This window comes from Variovorax sp. GW822-FHT04A09 (assembly GCF_058801005.1).
On record NZ_JBXAMV010000001.1, the window covers coordinates 76,239 to 98,833 of the forward strand.

Here is a 22,595-nt window from a genome sequence, read left to right on the forward strand (position 1 = left end):
GCGCCTCCTGACTTGAGCGGTAACTTTGTGTTAACTTTGCATCACAAATGACGCGTTGACCAACTGTGCGAGGGCTCGAACGTGTCTTCCTCACGTCGCTGCTCCTCATTGTTCGTTCGATGGGAGCACTCCCATTGAGCGAAACATGAACCACGTCTACCGAATCGTCTTCAATCTCCACCTGGGCGTCTGGCAGGCCGTCAGCGAACGCGCGCGTGGCAAGGGCAAAACCAGAAGCAGTCGCGAGGCGCCACCCGTTGCGGGAGCGTCTGTGCCGGCGGGGCGCGGCCTTTGCGCAAGCCCGCGCCTCGTGGCCGTGATCGCTGCGTTGGTCGCTGCCAGTGGCATGCAGTCGGCGATGGCCCAGGCGTCGGTGAGCACCACGGGAAATGTGACCCCGGGACCTGCGGTCTCTCCGGTATGGAACGTCGGCGGCGAGTTGCGTGTCGGGGACTCCCTTGCCGGCACGCTCAGCGTCCTGGACGGCGGGCAGGTGACAAATGTGAGGGCCTACGTCGGAGCCAACATCGGCTCTCAAGGCACCGCCACGGTCAGTGGCAAGAACTCTCTCTGGGCCAGCTCGGAATTTCTTCTGGTCGGTTTCCAGGGCGCAGGCACGCTGAACGTCCAAGCCGGTGGGCAGGTCGCTAGCGCCGCGGCATTCATTGGCGGCCATGTCGGATCTGTTGGCAAAGTCACGGTCAGCGGTCCGAGCTCCAAATGGACATCGCCGCAGCAGATGTCTGTCGGCGACTACGGCACTGGAGAGCTCAACGTTCTGGGCGGCGGGGAGGTGGCTTCCGGTGGGGCTGCGCTGATTGGCCGCATGGCCGGCTCTCAAGGCACCGTCAGGGTCGACGGCAGCGGCGCGAAATGGAACCACCTAGGCAACCTTTGGATCGGCGAGCACGGTGTCGGCGTGCTCGATATCCAGCGGGGAGGGGTGGTCGAGGCCTCGAACGCCGCCCTGGGGGCTGAAGCGACAGGCAACGGCACCCTCTATTTGCGGGGCGACGCAACCAATGGCCGTGGCACGCTGGCAACCGGTTCCGTCGCCGTGGGCGCTGGCGCAGGCACGCTGAATCTGGACGGCGGTATCCTGCGCGCCACCGCGAGCTCCAGCGACTTCCTGCAGAACATCTCTGCGCTGACGCTGGGCGCGGGCGGCGCGTACTTCGACACCAACGGGCACGACATCACCGTCGGCACCCGCTTCGCGTCCGGGAAGGGGCAGAGCAGCGGCCTGGTCAAGCAGGGCAGTGGCACGCTGAGGCTGACCGGCGCCAGCACCTACACCGGCGGGACCACGGTGGATGCCGGCACGCTGGCCATCGGCAACATGGGGGCACTGGGCGCGGGCGCCGTCCAGCTCAACAATGGCGCGGAACTGCTGTCCACGGTGTCAGGCGCGGGGGGCTTCGCGCAACTGGAGACCGGCGACGGACGCGTGTCGGCGGCCGCAGGCACGGCGTTCGAGGTGTCGGGCCTCACCGCAGCGCGCGGCACACTTCACATCGGCTCCGTCGGCAACACCGGCACGGTCAGCCTCTCGAGTTCTCGTGGGGGGATCTATGAGTCCCTGTTCAATCTGGCCGTCGACCATGGGACTTTCCGTTACGGCGACGAGGGTCCCGCGGAGCTTCTGACAAGTGGCAACGGCCGCCTGACGGTCGCTGCAGGCGCCACGGCCGACCTCAACGGGCTGTCCGTGCAGACGACCTTCCTCGACGGCGCCGGTCGCATCGAAAGCCAGAAGGCGGGCGCTGCCACGCTGACCGTAGGCGCTTCGTGGCTCCCTCCCGCTCCCGCCGGCGACTTCGCTTTTTCTGGGGTCATCGCGGACGGCGCGGGCGTGGTGTCGCTGGTCAAGGAGGCAGGCAACACGCTCACGCTGACCGGCGCCAACACCTACACCGGCGGCACCACGGTCGCGGCGGGCACGCTTCGGGCCGGCAGTGCCGATGCGTTCGTGCAGAACAGTGCCTACACCGTCAATGGCGGCACCCTGGACCTGGGCGGTTGGAACCTCGCTGCCTCCAGCCTGGCGGGCAGTGGTGGCACCGTGGCGCTGGGCTCGCGGACCTTGAGCGTGGGCAGCGCCAACACGAGCACCACCTTCGCCGGGGCCATCACTGGAACCAACGGCAAGCTGGTCAAGAACGGCACCGGCACGCTGACCCTCACCGGGGCCAGTACCTATAGCGGCGGCAGCGAGATCAACGCCGGCGCAGTGCGTATCAACAACGGCCAGGCGCTCGGCACCGGCGCGGTCATCGTCAATGGCGCTCGGTTGGTCGGTACTGCGGACCTGACACTGGCCAACCTGTACTTGGGTTTTTCTGGGAACTCGATGGTGGGAGCGGCGGCCGGCACGACACTCACATTGAGGCCTTCAAACCTCTTCCTCGGCTCGGGCGTTCAATTCGTCGTGGGCAGCGCGACGGAGACGGGCGTCGTGGCGGTCTCGCGCAATTCCTCCGGCGTCGGTCTGCCCAGTGGCACCTTGCGGGTGGCGGGCGGCACCTTGCTCGACCAGGGAAACGGCGGCGCCAGCGCATTGTCGTTTTTCACGCAACACATTTCCAGGACCACCGTGGATGCGGGCGCGACGCTTGATTTCAACGGCTACTCCGCGACCGTCTCCAACCTGCATGGCGCCGGTCGCGTGCTGACGGGCAGCAGCGGGTCGAGCGTCTTGAGCATTTCCGAGGGCGACTTTGCCGGTGCGATCTCGGGCCTTGGGATGTTGGTGAAGGAGGGCACTGGCACGGACACACTGACCCTTGTCGGCACCAACACCTACACCGGCGGCACCATGGTGAGGGCCGGCACACTGCGGGCCGGTAGCGCCGGTGCCTTCGTGCAGAACAGTGCCTACACCGTCCAAGGCGGCACCCTGGACCTGGGCAGTTGGGATCTGAGCGCCTCCAGTTTCATGGGCTTTGACGTTGGCGGCATCGTGGCGCTGAACGCCCGTCGGCTCACGGTGAACCAAAGCGCCAACACGAGCTATGTCGGCATCATTACCGGCACCGGTGGCACGCTGCTCAAGGAGGGCACGGGCACCCTGAACCTCCTCGGCGCGAACACCTATACCGGCGGCACCACCGTCAACGCGGGCACGCTGGCCGTGAACGGCTCCGTGGCCGGCAATGTGCAGGTCAACGGCGGCGGCACGCTGGCCGGCACGGGCACGGTGGCCGGCAACGTGGCCGTGGCCAGCGGCGCCACCCTGTCACCGGGCAACAGCCCCGGCACGCTGACCATCGGCGGCGACCTCACGCTCGGCAGCGGCTCCACCACCGTCTTCGAACTGGGCCAGTCCGGCGCAGTGGGCGGTGTGAGCAACGACCTGGTCAACGTGGGCGGCAACCTCACGCTGGGTGGCACCCTGCGGGCGACGGCCTCGTCGGCTGGCTGGTACCGTCTGTTCGACTACGGTGTCGGCAACCCCGCCGCCACGATCAGCGGCAGTTTCGGCGGTACGAACGTCACCGGCACTTCGGGCTTTACCGCCGCCAGTCACCAGATATCCACCACCGTGCCAGGTCCGGGCGTCCCAGGCCAGGTCAACCTCTCGGTGCTGGGCGCGGGACAGAGTCTGCAGTTCTGGAACGGCAGCGTTACCACGCCGGGCGGCATCGAACTGGTGGGGGGCGCTGGCACCTGGGACGGCTTCGGCACCAACTGGAGCGTTGCCAACGGCAGCACGGCGGGTAACTGGCTGGGCTCGGTGGCCGTCTTCGCAGGCGCCGCGGGCGGCACCGTCACCGTGCTGGGGCCGCAGAGCTTCGACACCCTGCAGTTCGCCACCGACGGCTACAGCCTGGTGGCGGGCGCGGGTGGCGCATTGGCCATCGCACCGGCCGCGGGGACGCAGGCCACGATCAACACCGACGCGGGCATCAGTGCCCGCATCGCCGCGGCGCTGACCAACGGCAGCGGCGCGGGCAATGGCCTGATCAAGGTGGGCAGCGGCACGCTGACCCTCTCGGGCGCCAACACCTATACGGGCGGGACGGCCATCCATGAAGGCACGCTGATTGCCGCGAGCAACGGCGCGCTGGGCACGGGGGCGGTCACGGTGGACAACAGCGCCGGGCGCGCGGCGACGCTGCAGGTCGATGCGGGCATTTCGATGGGCAACGCGCTCACGCTGGACCATGGCGCCACCCTGAGAAACGCGGGCAGCATCACGCGTAACGGCGCGAGCGAGATCGCCGCGCAGTCCACTGTGGGCGGGGCCATCGTGCACAACACCGGCGGCACCTTGAGCGCCACCGGCAGCGGCGGCAAGGGCGTGTTCATTGACGGAACGGGCGGTGGGGCTGCGACCACCGGGGTGGTCCACAACACGTCGGGCGGGCGCATCACGGCAGATGCCTTCGGCGTTCAGATCTGGACGACTGGCAGCGTCACCAACAACGCCAGCACCATCAGCGCGACCGGCAACGACAGCCGGGGCGTGGAAATCGTCGCCGGCACCGGGACGGTCGTCAATCAGAACGGCAGCCTCATCGAAGGTCAGGCCTTCGGCGTTGCCCTGTCCGATGGCGGTTCGATCACCAACACCGGCAGCGTCATCCGTGCCACGGGCGCCGGCCCGTTGGCCGTTGGCACGATCGTCGGCGGCGGCTCCGGCAGCATCATCAACACCGGCGCCGGCAGCACCATCCAAGGGGCCGCCGTGGGCGTGCGCCTGGTCGACGGCGGGAGCGTCACCAACGGCGCCGGCGCCTCCATCGAGGGCGCTCTGGCCGTGCACGTGATCAACGGTAACGCCACGTTGAGCAATGCCGGCAACCTGTTGGGCGACGTCCAGTTGAACGCCAACGGCGTTCATCAGGTCACGCTGTTCAGCGGCTCGCGCCTTGCGGGCCATCTGGGCATCGGGGCATCTGCCGCCTCCACGTTGACGCTGGATGGCGTGGGAGCGCAGGATTACTCGCAGGCCGTGACCGGCGCCACCACCTTCGCGGGCGCGCTGGTCAAGAACGGCAGCGGCAGCTGGGCGCTGGACCGCGCGCTGACGCCGGTCAGCGCCACAGTCAACGCGGGCACGCTGGCCCTGAGCGGGGCGGGGCAACTGGCGGCGGCCAGCGCGGTGCGTCTGGCAGGCAGCACGGCCGTCTTTGACATCAGCGCGGCCAATGGCAACCGCACCATCGGCGCGCTTTCGGGCGTGGCGGGCAGCACGGTGGCGCTGGGCGCGCGCAGTCTGAGCGTGGGTGACGACAGCGTGGACACGGCCTTTGCCGGCGCCATCACCGGCACCGGCGCTCTGGTCAAGCAAGGCAGCAAGACCCTCACGCTCACGGGTGCCAGCAGCTTCAGCGGCGGCACGGCCTTGAAGCAAGGCCGCATCGACCTGGGCCACAACAAGGCCCTAGGCAGCGGCGAGCTGGCCATGGACGACGGCACCACGCTGGGCTTCGCGGCCGACGGCCTGACCATCGCCAACGCGATCCGCATGACCGGCAACAACGACCCCGTCATCGACACGGGCAGCTTCAGCCAGACGATCTCGGGCGCCATCAGCGGTGGCGGCTTCCTGACCAAGGAGGGCACGGGCACGCTGACGCTCAGCGGTGCCAACACCTACACGGGCGCCACCGAAGTGGCCCGAGGCACGTTGCGCGCGGGAGCGGTCAACACGCTCAGCGTGGCCTCGGCGCACACCGTCGCGGCCGGCGCCAGGCTGGACCTCGCGGGCTTCAGCCAGCGCGTGGCGGGCCTGACCAATGCCGGCACCGTGAACCTGCAGGGCAGCACGCCCGGCACCGTGCTGACCGTCACCGGACCTTGGGTCGGACAGGGCGGCACGCTGGCTCTGGGCACGGTGCTGGGCGGCAACGGCAGCCCGAGCGACAAGGTGCTTCTCAGTGGCGCCAGCGCAGTGGCCAGCGGCACGACGAAGGTGCAGATCACCAACATCGGTGGCCTGGGCGCACGCACCACGGGCAACGGCATCGAGGTGGTGGGCACCGAAGGCGGGGCGCGCATCCAGGGTCAGGCCTTCACGCTGGCAGCTCCGGTGGCCGCGGGCGCCTACGAGTACCAGCTGAACACCGCCTCGAGCGGCGCTTACCTGAGCAACAGTCTGCCCACACCCGACCCGGTTCCCTCGTCGACGGTGTCGACCGTGCCCACCTACCGCGCCGAAGTGCCGCTGTACGCGGCCCTGCCCGAGCAGTTGCGCCAGGCCAATCTGGCCATGCTGGGCAGCATGCACAAGCGCATGGGCGACGATGGTGCGGGCAGCGTGCGCGGCGCCGATGCCGAACGGGGCCGGCGCCAAGCCTGGGGGCGCATCCTGACGGTGGACCGCGAGATCAGGCAAGGCGGCACGGTCAGTCCCTCCAGTGAAGGGCGCCTCACCGGCTTCCAGGCCGGCACCGACCTGTGGGCCGATCCGAACTGGCGCGCGGGCGTGTACGTGGGCCAGCTGGAAGGCGACATGCGGGTCCATGGCTTCGCGCGCGGCATCCCGGGCTACGCGGTCGGGCGCAACGACCTGAGGAGCGAATATCTGGGCGGCTATCTCACCTACCGGACCGACAACGGCCTGTACGTGGACGGCGCGCTGCAGGCCGGCCGCCACCGCACCACGCTGGACACCCTGGAGCCATCGCTGGGCGGCGGCAGCAAGGGCAACAGCCTGTTGGCATCGATCGAAGTGGGCCAGGCCTTTGCGCTGGGCACGGGCTGGTCGGTGGAGCCGCAACTGCAACTGGTGCACCAGCGCTTGAGCCTGGACGACGGCGCCATTGTGGGCGCGCGGGTGCAGCAGGACACGCCCGGCAGCTGGGCCGTGCGTGCGGGGTTGCGTGTGAAGGGCGAGTTCGCGGTCAGCACCGGCACGTTGCAGGCCTATGCGCGGCTGAATGTGTGGCACAGGGACAGCGGCGCGGATCGCACGCGCTTCATCGGACCGGCGGCCTTCGCGGACATCGTGACGCCCACGGGCGGCAGCAGTACCGAAGCAGCGGTGGGTGCCACTTGGCAGATCAGCCCGATGGTAGGCGTGTACGGCGAAGTGGGTCAGCTGTGGGGCTCGGGCGGCACCACCCGGGCTGAAGGTGGGCCCAATGCCAGCCTCGGCGTGAAAGTTCGCTGGTAAGTTGCATCGCCCGTCGAGTTGAGCGATTCCAGCCAACAGCGTGAGCGGTTACGGTACTTCGCCAGGCCCTGGACTACTGCGCTCATGCGTCCGGTCACAAAGGGAGGGTGGAAGCCGCTTCGCTCCGACGCGGTCTTTCTCGACGATGGCAGGAGAAAGTCGCTGCCCCGATGCGCGCCAGCGCGCCACTCTCGAAAAAAATCCCGCCTGCAGGCGGCGCCAGACCAGCAGCAACTTGCTCATGCCGATCGCGTCGGCCTCGCTTCAGCAGGGAACTCGAGAGTTATGGTGGGAGTGGTGACTGACCTCCCATGAGGCTCGCGAATCAGTCAAGACGGCTCCAGAAGTGATGTGTGGGAGCAACGCCAAAGGGTGAGCTTCTGGATGGGGGTACAAACGGGGGTACAAACACTCAATTAAAAGAAGGCTTGTCAGTATTCATGCGGCTTTCGGGAGATCTTTAGATCGGTTTCACACAAAAACAGTAGTTAGATCAACGGGTTAGAGCCACAAGCTCTGACCCGTTTTTCTTTGGTTTTGACAAATGGGCCGGTTTTTGACAAACCCAAGCCTTTTCAGTCCCCGCCACGCCCCCTAATCGCGGACGGCAAGGGTGTTCCAGTGGGCACCTTGCGGCGGTAGACGCGCTTCGTGACCTTCACGTCTTCGTGGTGCAGCAGCTCCTGGGCAGACTCATCGGAGTCGGAGTCCGAAGCTGCCTTGGCGCGCATGTCGTGGAAGGTGATCTCCCGCGGCGCGAGGCCCAGCTTTTTTCGCACCGCGCCCCATAGCGTCTTGAATGCTTCTTTGCCGTACGGGTTGCCCTGCTTGGTGATGAACAGGTAATCGCTGGGCAGGCTGGCCGCGCCACCGCGGTTCTTCTTGCGCAGTTCAAGCGCGCGCGTCAGCGCCCGCCAGAGGTCCGGCGTCATCTCGTAGGCCTTGGTGATGTAGCCTTTGTCGTTGCGCTTCTTCGTGACCCGCAGCTCGAGCCGCTTGTCGGTGAAGTCGCCGATTCGGATGTCGAAGATCATTCCCTCGCGCGCGCCGGTCTGTGTGCTGATCTCCAGCATGCACTGCAGCACTGGGCCGGCGGCGTCATAGATCTCGGCGTAGCGCTCGTCGCTCACGTATTGGTCGCGAGGAGTCTCAGGCAAGTACTCGACACCTTCGCAAGGGTTGAACGTCGTGAGGCCCCACCGCACCCGCGCCAGTCGGAACATGCGGAACAGCAGTTGGATGTCCTTGTTTGCGGATGAGCCACGCGCACGGTTGGCGTGCAGGTGCTGAGTGATGGTCACTGCGCTGAGGTGGCCCGGCAACAAGGCTTGCACCTCCGTCTTGGCGTAGCGCTTGGTGCGGAAAGCCGCTCGCAATCGTCGGATTCGGCCCTCATACTCGGCCCTGGTGCGCGCACGCTTGATTGTGCAGAGTTCGTCGGCCTCGTACTTGCGGATCACCTCTTCAACAGTCCCCACCACGTCGTCATCGGGCACGGCCGCAACTAGAGCGGGGGAGATGTGCTTTTCCCACCAGAGCCGAGCCTGGACAGGTGTAGCGCCGGCGCGCATGGACACCTTGGCCTTGCGCAGCCGAGCTTCGATCTCCTTGGTCAATCCGTCAGTGCCGCGCCAGTACCACGCGGTGCTCACCTTGCGCATTCCTCGCGGCAGGTCTGGAATCTTCCGGTTAACTGTGCGAGGGCGCGGCATCGTCCATTTTCCGAGTGAGCGTTGCGAACGCTCGGAACGCCTTGACGGTCGATTCCATGCGGGACAGATTCTGCGCGTCGACTTCGACGGTCGTCCAACGGTGGCCGCAGGTGCTGCAGCAGCGCAGCCGCATCACCTTTGCGTCCGTGTGCCGGGTCGTCATGACCCGAACATCTTCGCTCGTGCAGGCGGCGCACCTCATGGACGCCGCCTTGCATGAACCGGCTTCAAGGGAATGCCCTTCTCAAGAGTTACCTTGACCCATTCTTCAATCACTGCCCGCGCACCGCGTAGGCCTCCACCAGCACAGACTCGATCACCGTGCCCTGCGCGAGGGCGATGCAGCAAGCTCCCAAAGACGACGGGACCGACGATTGACAGCGCAGAGTCACGCCCACCTCCACACCAAGGCCTGCAGCAGCGCGAAGAGGTCCGCGTTGATCGGCATGTGCCCGAGGTACTAGTTGGCTCGCTAGGGCAGAACGGTGGAGGACTGGGTTTTGACGGCTTTCCATGCCCCGGAGGTTGTCATTCGCATCCATCGAGGCTCCACGTTGGTGAAAGCCGCAAGGTCGGTCAATCACACTCGTGATATTGCCATCAACACGGTCGCACGGCGCACAGCTTCTGCGGCCGTGTGCTCCCAGCGTGAGGCCGCTTGCGCACCGTCTTCGCAAACTCGCGCGTGCCTGTTACTTTTTTTGTTACCCTCAAGGCCATTTGAGGCTGGATCAGGAGGGTGGCGATGAAATCAGTACTCGTGGCGGCAATGCTTTCCGCCAGCTTGGCGTATGCCCAAACCGAGATCGGGCCCTGGTACGTCTCGGACATGACTGATGGCACCGGAAGCTTCGCCGGCACTGTCAACGACAGCGGCGCATTGTTTGGGAAATACTGCTACTCCAACGCGCAGACATGCCTTTGGATCATGACGGCTGACGTGGGCTGCAAGTCTGGCTCTGAGTATCCGGTTCTCTTGAACACGGACGGTGGCGCGGCGCAAGTGACCGTGTCTTGCAAGCCAATCGATGGGAAGAACCGCTACTTCTTTAACGACTACGCCGTTGTGGAGGATGCTGTCGCTGGCAGCGCTCGTATTGGGTTCGCCTTTCCGATGGCCAACGGTCAATTTCAAGTCACGCGGTTCGATATTCGACAATCGACTGCGGCCCTGAAGGCGCTAGATGCGAAGATGCGTAAGCGCCCATCCAAATCCTCTACGCGCGACACAACGCTGTAGCTTCGGTTCTACAGAGGCGCAGAAAGGTGTGCCTGTTCGATTCCAGCCCCGGAATCCAGAGGCGCGATGGTTTTGCGCCTAGATTTGCATCCGGGGGGTTACTTGGCTGTGAGCACCCGAAACAAGCCTTGCGCGTAGCGTTGGAACTGCGGGACCAGCCTTCCGCGATCAGTTTCAGAAAGTACCCGGCGATCATCGGCTGGAAGATCGTCAACGCCAGTGGTGCCGGTGTTGATTGACTTTAGAAGACCATCGAACCGTGGCCGGTCTGCGAGATAGGCCAGGATCGCATGGATCTGATTCATATCACCAGGGTATGAGTACTCAATGGCGGCCTCAAACAGGGCTGCTTCTCGTGCGGCCGCACCCTGATCGAGTACCAAGAGTTCGCTGAACCGAACTTCGTCCATCGTCTTCAGCAAGATGAGATATGCGGAAACCCTCGGCCACTGATCAGTGCTCAAGATGGCTATCTGAGCAGCAAACTGGATTGCTTTTTGCAGAGCTCGGAGACTTGGATTCAAGACGCCACTTGCCTGAACCATGGCAGCGCGAAAGTCATGGCTGGCAGCCGCGCTCGGCAGGTGTATATCTGCAACCGCTCGAACGAAGTTCTCGTATCTGCCGCCGACCCCGTTAGTCCTAGATTCTCCTAACTGAAGCGGCACATTGAACGCGACGAACTTTGCGAGGTAGTTGGTTGCATCGGTACGACGGCCGTAAGTGTGCCGAATTGATTCGTGAATCGAGTGAGAATTCCAGAAGAGCATGAAGACGACGTTCTCTGCGCCGAAAAGGTGCTTGATCCGTTCAAGCACTTCTAACGCAAAAGATGGGCGGCATCTGTCAAGCTCGTCAACCAGCACGACCAACGGGTGATCCAGCTTACCGGTTAGCTCGCTGAGCATCTGCATGAAATTTTTCTGAACGCGCTCGGTGGCGGAGTAGGAATCGAAGAGCTTCTCGACGGCTTTTTCCGAGAACGACCCTGCGCTGTCTTTGAGCGCACCTACAGCGCCTTTGGTCAGCTCGTCAGTGTCGTCCGCGGAGAGCCCGATGGCTCGGGCGCCAAGCGTAATTCCTGCCTTGGCCGCGACTGGAGCTGCGCTCTTGAGCACCGCTCCCGCCGCAGCTAGGAACTTCTTCTTCACGGCTGAGGTCGGCTTGAGTGCTTCATAGATCGCTGCCGCAATCACCGCGAATGGGTCATCGTGGTGGTCATATCGGAAGACATCAATTGAAACTACCGGCCGTGCCCCTTCGGGGCCACGAAGCCGCCGAGCCAGTTCGGTTGCGATCCAAGTCTTGCCGTCGCCCCATTGAGCATCGATCGCAATGACTCTGGGTGTGGCCAGGTGCTCCGAGGGCACCTTCGCGAGTACCTCGATGTTGCTCTCCAGCGCGGCCAGGAACGCCCCTCGATTGAGATGGTCGGGGGATTGCGGCTCTGAGGGGGTCGACATTCGTGGGCTCCAACTGAAAGCGGGAATCCTAGCGTTAGAGGGTAGGTTCATCACGACCGAAAAGCCCGTGTTCAAGCTTTCTGAGGATCAGCGCTAGAAAGGCGCATGCCTGAACCCCTCGGCCGCCGCCACCCTCTGTTCCTCTGGCTGACCAAGTCGATCGATCCGATCTACCCCGACGCAGTGACTCCCGTGGTTTGGGACGATGACGAAGCGCTGGAAGAGGTGGAGGGCGTGGTCTATATCGTCACGCGGCAGTGCGCTCGGATGCGAGCCTGGGCGCGACAACTACGCGCGCTGCACCAGGCCGACGAGATCTGCAAGACGGAGGAGGGCATCAGCCCACTCAGTGCGGCGCCGTTGAGGGAGCCCGATTCGATGTTCCCGATCGAGCTTTGGGTAACGCCTGCCTCGTCGGCCAGTCGCACCTGGCTCCAGCCAATCGCGCATCTTGATTCTTTGATGCGGCTGCCAATGGACATGGGGTGCTATCGCTTCGCACCGTTGAGGCCGCGTGCCATCGTGAGCATTGCGACTTGGTGCCCATCGTTGAGCGAACGATAGATCTGGAGCAGCTCTGCTTCTTCAGGGCTGGCGACAGCTTGAGCTGGAAACGACGTTGTGCCCGCATGCGGCTCGATGTCGCGCTCGATGCGGCTCGCTGCTTTCGTTCGAGCCACGCCGCGCTGGCCAGCCTCACGCTGCTGCTGCCCGTGCCCGAACCGGGGCTAGATTGGCAACTGGCCGGCGACGCCGATGCAGTCCGGATGCTGGTGGCCGCTGCAGCGGGCGCGTCGCCGTCCGCTGCAGGCCTTTGTGACTCGGTGACCCGGTTTTCCGGTGTCGGCCGGCTCCGGCGGCCAGCGGGGCGCCAACCGCTCGACCGCCGGCGTGTACGCCGCGTGCGAATGGCCGCAAGAGCTTCAGGCCTTCAGGGCTTCGCTCGCCGCAGCGCGAATCCGGTCCGCCGATTGCCGCGCGCGCCGCATGATGCCGCGCGTGTCGTAGGCCAGCAACCGCCCGTTGCGCTTCACGATCCGCCCGTCGACCATCACGGTGTCGACGTTGGCAGCACTGCCGCTTTGCACGATGGCGGTCTCGACGTTGCCGACCGGGCCCATGTTCAGGTCTTGGGTGCGCACCAGGATGATGTCGGCGCGCTTGCCTTCGGTGACCGAGCCGGTGACCTCGCCCAGTCCCATGGCGATGGCGCCGTTGAGGGTCGCCATCTCGATCGCCTCGGGCACGCCGACCGCCTTCGACTGCGCGCTGGGCGTGCCGGCCCATGGCACGCCCAGGTTCCAGGTGAAGCGCATCGCCTCGAACATGTCGGGCGGCGCGATGGAGGTCGCATCGCTCGACAACGAAATGGTCAGGCCCGCGTTGCGCATCGCGAAGAGCGCGGCACGCGCATCGCCGGTGCTGCTGAGCCGAAGTTCGGAATGCGTGGCAAAGGACAGAGGCGTTTTCGTGCGCGCCATGGCCGCCAGGTCAGCGGTGCTGGCGGGCACGTAGTGCGCGAGCATGAAGTCCGGGCCCAGGTAGCCGCGCCGTTCGTAGTCGACCGCATCGACGTTGTTCGGTGCCTCCTGCGGTGCGTGAATTGCGACGGGCAAGCCGCTGGCCTTGGCGGCCTTCATCTCTTCGTGGAACACGGCGTCGGTGCTCTGCTGCGGGCCGCGCAGATTCAGCCCCAGGTGCACCAGCCCGTCGAAAGGCGAACGCTCGCCGAACCACTCGCGTCGCACGCGGGCCAGATCGTCATAGCGGTTGAGTTCGTCGACGGGCATCTTGTCGACGTGGCCGTAGGCGTAGCGGGCGCGCAGCAGCGACTGCTGGTGTGCACGCAGTTCGGCATCGGCATGGGCGGGGGAGCGGGTGTTGTGCGACCAGTTGTGCACGGTGGTCGTGCCGCCGTTCGCCAGCTCGGCGCAGCCCAGCATCACGCTGTTGTAGAAGTCGTCAGGCGTGTACAGGGTCGAGGTCGCGTTCTTGGCGGGGTAGTACGAGAAGCCGCCGTCGCGTGCGGTGAAGCTGCGGCCGATGGCGCTCCACATGTGATAGTGCGAATTGACGAAGCCCGGCATGACGATCATGTCCGTCGCATCGATGATCTCCGCGCCAGCCGGTGCGCTCAGGCCGCGCCCGATCTTCTCGATCACGCCGTTGCGGACCCACACGTCGGCTCGCGGCAGCACGCCCTTGCTGCGGTCGACCGTGATGACCGCGCCGTTGCGGATGAGGTAGCTGCCGCGCCGGATGGCGGGCGATGCGGGCGCACGCGCTGTGCGGGCCGATACCGATGCCGAGCCGACGAGCGCCGGCGCACCTGTGGCGGCGACCATCAAGGCGCCGACAAAACGGGTGAAGTCTCTCTTGGTTGTTTTCATGGGTCGACCGAGTGATTGAAGTGACGGAAAGAAGAAAGAAACGAAAGCCCGTTCAATACGCCTTGAGAAGAAAGGCCGCCGTCATCGCCAGCCCCGTCAGCACGACGAAGCCGCGCACCACCTCGGGCTTCAGCCGCCGTGCCGCCATGCCGCCGGCATAGCCACCCACCGTGGCACCGAGGGCCATCCACAGCGCGTGCGTCCAGACGATCGCGCCGCTGGCCGCGTAGATGGCGACGGCGATCAGCGTCAGGATCGCGGAGACGAAGTTCTTGATGCCGTTCATGCGGCCCATGTCCGTGTGCCCCAGTGCACCAAGCACGGCGAGCAGCAGGATGCCGAGGCCGCCGTTGAAGTAGCCGCCATAGACGGCGACCGCGACGATGCCCAGGTCGGCGAGCCACCGGCCTCGTGGCTTGTGGTTGTCGGCCGTGGCGAGCCTGCGGCGCACCAGGCCGGGCCCGATCGCGAAGAGCAGCGTCGCGGCCAGCAGCAGCCACGGCACGATGCGGGCAAAGGCATGGTTCGAGGTCGACAGCAACAGCGCCGCACCGGCCGCGCCGCCGAGCACCGACAGCACACCCAACCGCAGGAACGAAGGCGACATCGGCCCAGACAGTTCCTTGCGCAATGCCCAGGCGCCGGCCAGGTAGCCCGGCAGCAGCGCGGCGGTTCCGGTGGCGTTGGCCGACACCAGCGGCACGCCGACCATCGCCAGTGCCGGCAGGGTCAGAAAACTGCCGCCGCCCGCCACGGCATTGAGTGCGCCGGCCAGGGCCGCGGCGCCGCCGAGCAGCGCCCCGTCGAGCAGCATCACGGCTTGCGTGCCGGCAGCGACATGCGGTCGGTGTGCAGCAGCAGCGTGAGCCCCACGCCGACAGCCGCCAGCAGCGTGATCTGCACCAGCCCGGCCGTGCTCCAGCCGAAGCGCGAGGCGATGCCGCCGATGACGAAGCCCGCGACTGCACCCGCGCCGTACAGCGTGGTGACGAACACGCCCGTGGCGCGGCTCGTGAGCGAGGCATGCACCGCCTTGATGTGATACCCCGCCAGGTTCACGTACAGCACGCCGCTCACCACGAAGCCCCACGCGAAGGACAGCGCCGACTGCACCACCATGTTGGTCGGGCCCGAGAACATCAGGAAGCCCAGCAGGCCGGTGCCCATGAAGCTCGCCGAGAGCACGAGCTTGGGATGGAAGCGGTCGCCGAGCCAGCCGCCGAAGATCGATGCGAAAACACCGAAACCGAAGGTGCTCATCACGCGGCCAGTGTCCGATGGCGTGTAGTGCAGGTGCTCGCGCAGGAAGGTCGGGTACATGCCCAGGTAGCCGTAGATGCAGAGCCCACCGATGACGCTCATGCCAGTCAGCAGGGCTGTGTTGCGGTTCCACAGGGTTGTGGCGCCGCGCTGGTCGGTGCGCCCGCCGGTGGCCGCCACGTTCTCGGTCATGCGCTTGCTCACGGTGAGCGCGATGATCGCCATGGCCGCGAAGCCCGCGACGCCGAACACGATGAGCGGCAGGCGCCAATCGCGCTCGACGCCGATCAGGTGGCCGCCGAGCAGCGGCCCCAGGATCGCGCCGATGCCGAAGGAGAAGTTGATGGCGCCCACGGCGGTGGCCCGGTAGCGCGCGAAGTAGCTCGCGGCGATGGCGATCACCACCGTCAGTTGCATTGCTTCGCCGATGCCGGTGACGGCCCGGTAGACGATCATGTCGGCGAAGCCGTACGAGTAGGCCGCCAGCAGCGTACCCAGCGAGAAGATCGCAATGCCGATCTGCAACACCGTCTTGCGCGACAGCCGCGCCAGCAGATAGCCGGTCGGAATTCCGGCCACGGCCATGCCCAGCGTGAAGATGGTCGACAGCAGGCCGGTGTCGGCCAGGCTGAAGCCGAACTCCTTGCGCACGTCCGCGGCGATGAGCGGAAAGATCTGCCGGTCCATCGCGTTGAGCGCGTACGAGGCGAGCAGCACCAGGAACATGCCGATCTCCAGCGCGGTGATGGGCGCCTCGCGGCGCGCGCCACCGGCCGGTGAAATGACCGAGGTTGAGGAATGCACGTGTTGTCTCCTTCTCGTCGAGCGAGAAATCTGTTTGTTGTTCGTTCGTTGCACGGGATCGCCGGCGCTGTGCCGGCGAGGGTTCACGCAGCGGGGCTTGCCGCGCCGTACCAGTCGAGGATCTGCTCGCCGGTCATGAAGGCCACGTCCTCATGCTGCTGGATGTGCGCCAGCGCTTCTCGGAAGTAGCGCAGGCGGTGCGGCGCGCCCATGATGTAGGGGTGCACCACCAGCGCCATGACGCGGGCCGAGTCTTTCGCGTCGGCGTAGAGCTGTTCGAACTGGTCGATGGCACGGTCACGGTACTCGCTGGCCTTGTGGTGCTGGATCAGCATCATCGCCACGTCGTTGCATTCCTGCGTGTAGGGCACGTTCACGATCGAGCCGCCGTCGCGCGTCTTCAGCCGCACGGGTTGGTCGTCGAGCACCCAGTCGCACACGTACTCGTAGCCTTGCTCGGCCAGGATGTCCGGGGTGTGCCAGGTCTCGGTGAGCCCCGGGCCGAGCCAGCCGCGCGGGCGCTTGCCGGTGTAGGCGCGAATGGCCTCGGTGGTCTTGGCGATGTCCTCGACCTCGTCGGGGACCTTTTGCATGTTGCGCTGCCCGAAGCCGTGGCCGATGAACTCCCACTGGCGTTCCTTCGCCGCCTTGGCGATGGGCTCGTAGGCGCCGATGGCCGAACCGTTGATGGCGAGCGTGGCGTTGATGCCGAGTGCGTCGATCACTTCGAGCATGCGCCAGAAGCCGACGCGGTTGCCGTACTCGTGCCAGGCCCAGTTCGGGATGTCGGGCATCGGCGAACCGCCGGCCGGTGGTGTCAGCACGGTGCGGGGCATGGTCTCGTCGATGTTCCATTCCTCGACGTTGACGATCACCCAGACAGCCAGTCGCTTGCCGCCGGGCAACTTCAGTGCGGGGCGATCCGCGATGGACGAGTACGAGATGCGTTCGAGTGGTTTCATGGTGTCTCCGTGTGCTGTTGCGGGCTCAGACGATCTCGACCTGCAGGGGCGCGAGCCCGTCGATGCGGCCGGTGAGCTTGTCGCCGCGCTGCACCGGGCCGACCCCTTCGGGCGTCCCGGTGAAGATCAGGTCGCCGGGCAGCAGGCGGTATTGCTTCGAGAGCTCGCTGACGATTTCATGGACGTTCCAGATCATCTTCTCGAGCACCGAGTCTTGCCGCACCGCGCCGTTCACCGAGAGGTTGAGTGTTCCCGAGCGGATGTGCCCGACCTTCGCCACCGGATGGATCGGGCCGCAGGGCGCCGAGTGGTCGAAAGACTTGCCCTGTTCCCACGGCAGGCCGCGCTTGTTGCATTCGCGCTGGCGGTCACGCCGGGTCATGTCCAGGCCCGCAGCGTAGCCAAAGACGTGATCCAGCGCGTGCTCGGGCGACACGTTCGACGCATCGCTTCCGATGGCCACGACGAGCTCGAACTCGAACTGGAAATCGTCCGTCAGCGTGGGGTAGGGCACGCGCCCGTCGGTCACCACCGAGTCGGACGGCTTCTGGAAGAAGAACGGCGGATCGCGCTCGTCGCCTTCCTTCATCTCCCGGATGTGGGCCAGGTAGTTGCGGCCCACGCAGTAGACGCGGCGCACCGGGAAGCGCTGGTCGCTGTCCACGATGTCGATGGAAACGGGCAGGACTTGAAGGGCGTCGGTACGGGTATCGGTCGCGCGCTCGGCCGTCGGGAGGGGGGACATGGGTTTGTCTCTCTGGAAGGTTTGGAAAGGAGTGGCTAGAGTCTAGGAACGAGGCCTCCTCACCTCAACGCGCAGGCTTGCGCAAAGATATGCAATCCTTGCGATCTTGAGATCAGCTCTTCATGCCACCCACGCCTTCCCCCGACGAATTCGTGCCGCCGCCCCGCGCCGGTGCCGCGCGTGCCGCCATCAGCAACTACACGATGGCGGCGCGGGCACAGCGCGCCTATTTCGGCATTCATGACCAGAGCAACTGCCTGCCGAATCCGGTGCCGCACCGGCACGAGTACTTCCAGATCTACGTCAACACGCGGGGCGAGACCACGCACTACATCGGCGGCAACCAGCGCGCCATCGGCGCCGGCACGGTGAGCTTCGTGCTGCCCTTCCTGGTTCATTACATTCCGAACGCGGCCGACGGCGTGTTCCATGTGATCAATATCAGCAAGGATTACCTGCTGCCGTCGCTGGACCTCGACGTGTTCGAGCTGTCGGAGGTGCCGTTGTCACGCGCGCCCGAGCTCGCGCCTTTCCGGTTCCAGCATTGCCTGGATTTCCGCTTCGATGAAACCGAGACCCACCAGCTCCAAGTGCTGTGCGAACACATGGCGCAGGAAGCGCAGCGGCCGCCGGGCGAAGACACCGCCAGCCACCTGCTGATTCGCAGCCATCTGCTTCACCTGATCGGCACGGTGTGGCGGCGCTACGGCGAGGAGTTTCGCAACTGCGAGGCGCAGGGGATGGCCCTGCAGTCGTACCGACCGGCGGTGCTGCGCTGCATCCGCTACATCAGCCGCAACCTCGCGCAGGAGCTGACGTTGGGCGACGCGGCGCATGCGAGCCATGTGTCGCCCACGCATCTGGCCCACCTGCTGAAGAGCGAAACGGGCAAGACCTTCCTGGAGCTGGTGACCGAACGCCGGATCGAGCGCGCCAAGACGCTGCTGGTCTTTACCGGCGCCTCTGCGGCGGAGATCGGCGAAAGCACCGGTTTCGGAGAGCCGACGCAGTTCGCGCGCCGTTTCGGGCAGATCGTGGGGGCGACGCCTTCCGCGTACCGGCGGCAATTTCAGCGAGGTGGGAATCGGACGTGGGACTGACGGCGCGATGCTCCCAGTAAGCAATCAGGCTCTCGAGCTTGACGTCGGTGGCTGCAAGTCCGACGTTGGCATTCGTTGCATGGCAGTCCTTCGCGTACGGCGGCTCCAGACGGGTTGCTGACACTCAACGTCGCCCGCCTGAGTGTCCGCTTCCACTTGTGTTGCAGCCCCAGCCTGGCTTCTTCAGAACGAGCGCGGCAGACCGAGCAGATGTTCCGCGACATACGCGAGGATCAGGTTGGTCGAGATCGGCGCCACCTGGTAGAGCCGGGTCTCCCGGAATTTGCGTTCGACGTCGTACTCGTTGGCAAAGCCGAAACCGCCATGAAACTGCAGGCACGCATTGGCGGCCTCCCAGCTGGCCTTGGCGGCCAGGTACTTCGCCATGTTCGCTTCCGCGCCGCAAGGCTGTCGGGCGTCGAAAAGTTCGCAGGCACGCCAGCGCATGAGATCGGCGGCTTCCACTTCGATGTGGCTCTCGGCAATCGGAAACTGCACACCCTGGTTCTGACCGATCGGGCGGCCGAACACGACACGGTCCTTCACATACCCGGTCACGCGGTCGATGAACCACTTGCCGTCGCCGATGCATTCCGCGGCAATCAGCGTGCGCTCTGCGTTAAGTCCGTCGAGGATGTAGCGAAAGCCCTGGCCTTCCTCGCCGATCAGGTTTTCCGCGGGAATCTCCAGGTTCTCGATGAACAGTTCGTTGGTCTCGTGGTTCACCATGTTCGCGATTGGCTGCACCGTCAGGCCGTTGCCGATGGCCTGGTGCAGGTCGACCAGAAAGATCGACATGCCTTCGGATTTCTTCTTCACCTCGGCCAGCGGCGTGGTGCGCGCCAAGAGGATCATCAGGTCGGAGTGCTGCACGCGCGAAATCCACACCTTCTGCCCGTTGACGACATAGGTGTCGCCCTTGCGCACGGCCGTGGTCTTGATCTTCGTGGTGTCGGTGCCGGTGGTGGGCTCGGTCACGCCCATCGACTGAAGCCGCAGCTCGCCGCTGGCGATCCTTGGCAGGTAGCGGCTTTTCTGCGCCTCGCTGCCGTGGCGCAGCAGCGTGCCCATGTTGTACATCTGGCCGTGGCAGGCGCCGGAGTTGCCGCCGCAGCGGTTGATCTCCTCCATGATCACCGAGGCTTCCGCGAGCCCGAGGCCGGAGCCGCCGTAGGACTGCGGGATCAGCGCTGCCAGCCAGCCCGCGGCAGTCAGTGCATCGACAAAGGCTTCGGGATAGGCGCGTTGCTCGTCGATCTTGCGGTGGTATTCGTCGGGAAACTCGGCGCACAGCGCGCGCACGGCGTCACGGATGTCCTGGTAGTTGTCGGAAGAACGGTTCATGGTGTATCTCGATGGCAGGGTGAGTGGGGCATCGGCCGCGCGAGCGCGCACATCCCTTGCGGCCACGAGGGCGCAATGAACGACCGATGCAGGGAACGGAAAGAAGCGAAAGGGGCCGGGCGGCCCCGGGGTGTCAGGCGGGCGCCGTCATCAGTGGGATGAGTTCGCGCACGTCAGGCAGTTCTTCGAGCCGGCGCAGTGCCGAATCCAGTGTTTCGGCCTGGGACGGCGGCAGGCGTGGTTTGGTCGAGGCGCAGCAGGCCATGAACTTGGCCTGCTGATCCGGCGCGGGCAGCGGCCGTCCAGGGCTGCCGAGAAAGTGCGGCACGGCCAGCCGCAGCGTGTCGCCCCGTTTGAGCACCACCTCGACCACTTGCGGACCCAGGGCGTTCGGGTTGGGGTTGCCGTCGTCCAGCACCTCGACCCGGCGTGCCAACTCGAAGGTGCGCGCGTCGTTCAACGCGGGCGGGTCGAAGGCCTCGATGCCCACCCGGCCCTTGCGCAGCGCCGTGGCCACCACGTAGCCCATGCTGAGCTTGGCGCTGGCAGAGTCCATGCCAGGCTGCGCCGGCCGCCCCACGAGCCGTGCGATCAGCGCCGAGGCATGCACGCGCACGGTTTCCACGTCGTCCGCACCGAAGCCGTGCGTGGCCATGAGATCGACGACCGCATCGACGCCCGCGTGGGTCGCGCGGCCGGTGGGGTAGGGCTTGTGGCTCATGCGCGCGATCTGGAAGACCTGGCCGACGTCGTTCGCCACGTCGGCCCAGCGCGACTGGCCGAAGTCATAGAGCGCGAAGTAGCCGAACGGGCCTTCCAGGATGTCTCGCGGTCCCGGGAAGCCGGCACGCGCCAGTTCGAAGGCGGTGACGGCGGCGCGCGCATTCAGTCCCACCTGCAGGCCGACCGCGGGCGAGCCCTCGACATGGGCCTGCATGGTGCCGGAGAGGTGGCTGTACATGAGTCCGAGTGCGTTGTGCATCGTGTCGGCGTCCATGCCGGCGAGCTTGCACAGTGCGGCCGTGGCACCGAGGCCGCCGCACATGGCAGGGCGGAAGAAGCGCATCGGCGCACGCTGCGCCAGCGCGATGTAGATGGCCACGTCGAGTCCCAGCGTCACGGCCGTGATCAACGCCTTGCCCGAGACGCCGCCTTCGCGTTGGGCATAGCCGAGCGCGGCCGGCACGATGCAGGCGAAGGCGTGGACCACGGCGACGTCGTGCACCGCATCGAACTCCTGGTTGAACACCTGGTAGGCGTTGAGCATCACGGCCGACGGGAATGGCAGCTTCTCGCCGCTGCCCCAGACCGTGACGGCGTCGCCGTCGCCCAGGGACTGCGCGGCCCGCTTGAGCGCCGGCATGCGCGGATGGCGCGAGCCGGAGATGCCGACGCCGATGGTGTCGTAGATGAACATCCGCGCCGCATTCACCGCTTCGGGTGGCAGGGAGTCGAAATCGCGCGAGCGCACGTGGGCGATGAGGGTGTCGATGGCGTTCATTGAGGCATCGGGACAAAGGGGACGTCGCCGGACCGGGCAACGAGCGGCGCCGGCGCGGGGACCTGCGCGGCGTACCAGTCATGGAGGGATGAGCCCGTCACCACCCGCACCATCGGATGCGCGAGCAGCAGGTCGAGCATGGCTTCGAAATCGCCGAAGCGGTGGGGCACGCCCATCAGGTGCGGATGCAGCCCGATGGCCAGCACCCGGGGCTGGCCGAGGCGGGCGACTTCGCGCGCAAAGACCTCCAGGGTGCGTTCGAGCCGCAGCTTCATTTCGGGCGAGGAGTGCTTCTCGACCGCATAGATCACCGAATCGTTGACCTCCAGCATGTAGGGCAGGGCCATCAGAGAACGGTGCTCGGTTTGCATCCAGCACGGCAAGTCGTCCAGGCACCAGTCGAACACATGGTCGATGCCGGCGGCGGCGAGGATGTCGGGTGTGTCCGCCGCTTCGCGCAGCCCGGGCGAGAGCCAGCCGCGCGGACGGACGCCGGTGAAGGCGGCGATGCGGTCGAGCGACTTCACGATGGCTTCCGCCTGGGCGTGCCCGTCGAGTTGCGCCAGCGACTGCTGCTGCACCCCGTGGCCGATGAATTCCCAGCCGGCCTCCAGGATGGCCTGCGCGGCGCTCGGGTGCGAATCGATCACGGAGGCGTTGAGGCTGGCGGACGCGCGCAATCCGCGGCTGCGCAGCGCCTCGATCATGCGTGGCAGCCCGCAGCGCAGGCCGTATTCGGCCCAGCTGAAGTTCGGCACGTCGGGCACCGTCTCCTTGCCGTGCGGCGGCGTCAGCAGCGTGCGCGGCATGGGGCGGTCGAAAGGCCAGTGCTCCACGTTCACGACGATGTGCGCGAGGATGTGGCCGCCGTCCAGCGGCATCAACGGCGGGCGCTCGGACGAGAGTTGAAAGGGGACGCGTGGATTGCTCATGACGGGTTCTCTTGCAGGGTGG

General features: G+C 65.9%; 15 protein-coding genes. 4 read left to right on the top strand and 11 right to left on the bottom strand.

From position 1 onward, the window contains the following. The first annotated feature begins 145 nt into the window (after nt 1-145). A complete protein-coding gene (locus AC1RLW_RS00340) occupies nt 146-7,120 on the top strand; it encodes an autotransporter outer membrane beta-barrel domain-containing protein (RefSeq protein ID WP_493191864.1) in 6,975 nt (2,324 codons plus the stop codon). A 575-nt stretch (nt 7,121-7,695) separates the two neighbouring features. Here AC1RLW_RS00340 and AC1RLW_RS00345 read toward each other — a convergent pair. Further along, a complete protein-coding gene (locus AC1RLW_RS00345; RefSeq protein WP_493191865.1) occupies nt 7,696-8,772 on the bottom strand; it encodes a site-specific integrase in 1,077 nt (358 codons plus the stop codon). A gap of 37 nt (nt 8,773-8,809) precedes the next feature. Then, complete coding sequence (locus tag AC1RLW_RS00350) at nt 8,810-9,034, bottom strand: NrdR family transcriptional regulator (RefSeq protein ID WP_493191866.1); 225 nt, start codon at nt 9,032-9,034, stop codon at nt 8,810-8,812. Nucleotides 9,035-9,577: 543 nt separating this feature from the next. Between AC1RLW_RS00350 and AC1RLW_RS00355 the strand changes: the two genes are divergently transcribed. Next, the gene (locus tag AC1RLW_RS00355; RefSeq protein ID WP_493191867.1) at nt 9,578-10,072 is read left to right on the top strand and encodes a hypothetical protein; all 495 of its coding nucleotides are present in this window, start codon (nt 9,578-9,580) and stop codon (nt 10,070-10,072) included. Between the two features lie 98 nt (nt 10,073-10,170). Here the strand turns inward: AC1RLW_RS00355 and AC1RLW_RS00360 are convergent, their stop codons facing one another. Further along, a complete protein-coding gene (locus AC1RLW_RS00360; RefSeq protein WP_493191868.1) occupies nt 10,171-11,535 on the bottom strand; it encodes a KAP family P-loop NTPase fold protein in 1,365 nt (454 codons plus the stop codon). 105 nt (nt 11,536-11,640) lie between these two features. On the opposite strand from AC1RLW_RS00360, the gene AC1RLW_RS00365 reads away from it, so the two are divergent. Further along, the gene (locus AC1RLW_RS00365) at nt 11,641-12,099 is read left to right on the top strand and encodes a hypothetical protein (RefSeq protein ID WP_493191869.1); all 459 of its coding nucleotides are present in this window, start codon (nt 11,641-11,643) and stop codon (nt 12,097-12,099) included. A 359-nt stretch (nt 12,100-12,458) separates the two neighbouring features. Here AC1RLW_RS00365 and AC1RLW_RS00370 read toward each other — a convergent pair whose 3' ends face one another. The 5 genes from AC1RLW_RS00370 to AC1RLW_RS00390 form a co-directional block, all read right to left on the bottom strand. Continuing rightward, a complete protein-coding gene (locus AC1RLW_RS00370) occupies nt 12,459-13,925 on the bottom strand; it encodes an amidohydrolase family protein (protein ID WP_493191870.1) in 1,467 nt (488 codons plus the stop codon). Between the two features lie 52 nt (nt 13,926-13,977). Continuing rightward, entirely contained in the window at nt 13,978-14,736 is a 759-nt protein-coding gene (locus tag AC1RLW_RS00375) for a sulfite exporter TauE/SafE family protein (RefSeq protein WP_493193042.1), read from the bottom strand. 2 nt (nt 14,737-14,738) lie between these two features. Further along, a complete protein-coding gene (locus AC1RLW_RS00380) occupies nt 14,739-15,989 on the bottom strand; it encodes an MFS transporter (RefSeq protein ID WP_493191871.1) in 1,251 nt (416 codons plus the stop codon). An 83-nt stretch (nt 15,990-16,072) separates the two neighbouring features. Beyond that, entirely contained in the window at nt 16,073-16,951 is an 879-nt protein-coding gene (locus tag AC1RLW_RS00385) for a polysaccharide deacetylase family protein (RefSeq protein ID WP_493191872.1), read from the bottom strand. Between the two features lie 25 nt (nt 16,952-16,976). Next, complete coding sequence (locus AC1RLW_RS00390) at nt 16,977-17,696, bottom strand: fumarylacetoacetate hydrolase family protein (protein WP_493191873.1); 720 nt, start codon at nt 17,694-17,696, stop codon at nt 16,977-16,979. 152 nt (nt 17,697-17,848) lie between these two features. Here AC1RLW_RS00390 and AC1RLW_RS00395 point away from each other — a divergent pair, with 152 nt between their 5' ends. Further along, nucleotides 17,849-18,796, top strand: coding sequence for a helix-turn-helix domain-containing protein (locus tag AC1RLW_RS00395; protein WP_493191874.1), 948 nt, complete (start codon nt 17,849-17,851; stop codon nt 18,794-18,796). 183 nt (nt 18,797-18,979) lie between these two features. Here the strand turns inward: AC1RLW_RS00395 and AC1RLW_RS00400 are convergent, their stop codons facing one another. The 3 genes from AC1RLW_RS00400 to AC1RLW_RS00410 form a co-directional block, all read right to left on the bottom strand. Beyond that, a complete protein-coding gene (locus tag AC1RLW_RS00400) occupies nt 18,980-20,140 on the bottom strand; it encodes an acyl-CoA dehydrogenase family protein (protein ID WP_493191875.1) in 1,161 nt (386 codons plus the stop codon). A 133-nt stretch (nt 20,141-20,273) separates the two neighbouring features. Further along, nucleotides 20,274-21,641, bottom strand: coding sequence for an MmgE/PrpD family protein (locus tag AC1RLW_RS00405; protein WP_493191876.1), 1,368 nt, complete (start codon nt 21,639-21,641; stop codon nt 20,274-20,276). Beyond that, entirely contained in the window at nt 21,638-22,573 is a 936-nt protein-coding gene (locus tag AC1RLW_RS00410) for a polysaccharide deacetylase family protein (RefSeq protein ID WP_070061253.1), read from the bottom strand. Before AC1RLW_RS00410 ends, AC1RLW_RS00405 begins: the two co-directional genes overlap by 4 nt. Nucleotides 22,574-22,595 lie beyond the last annotated feature (22 nt).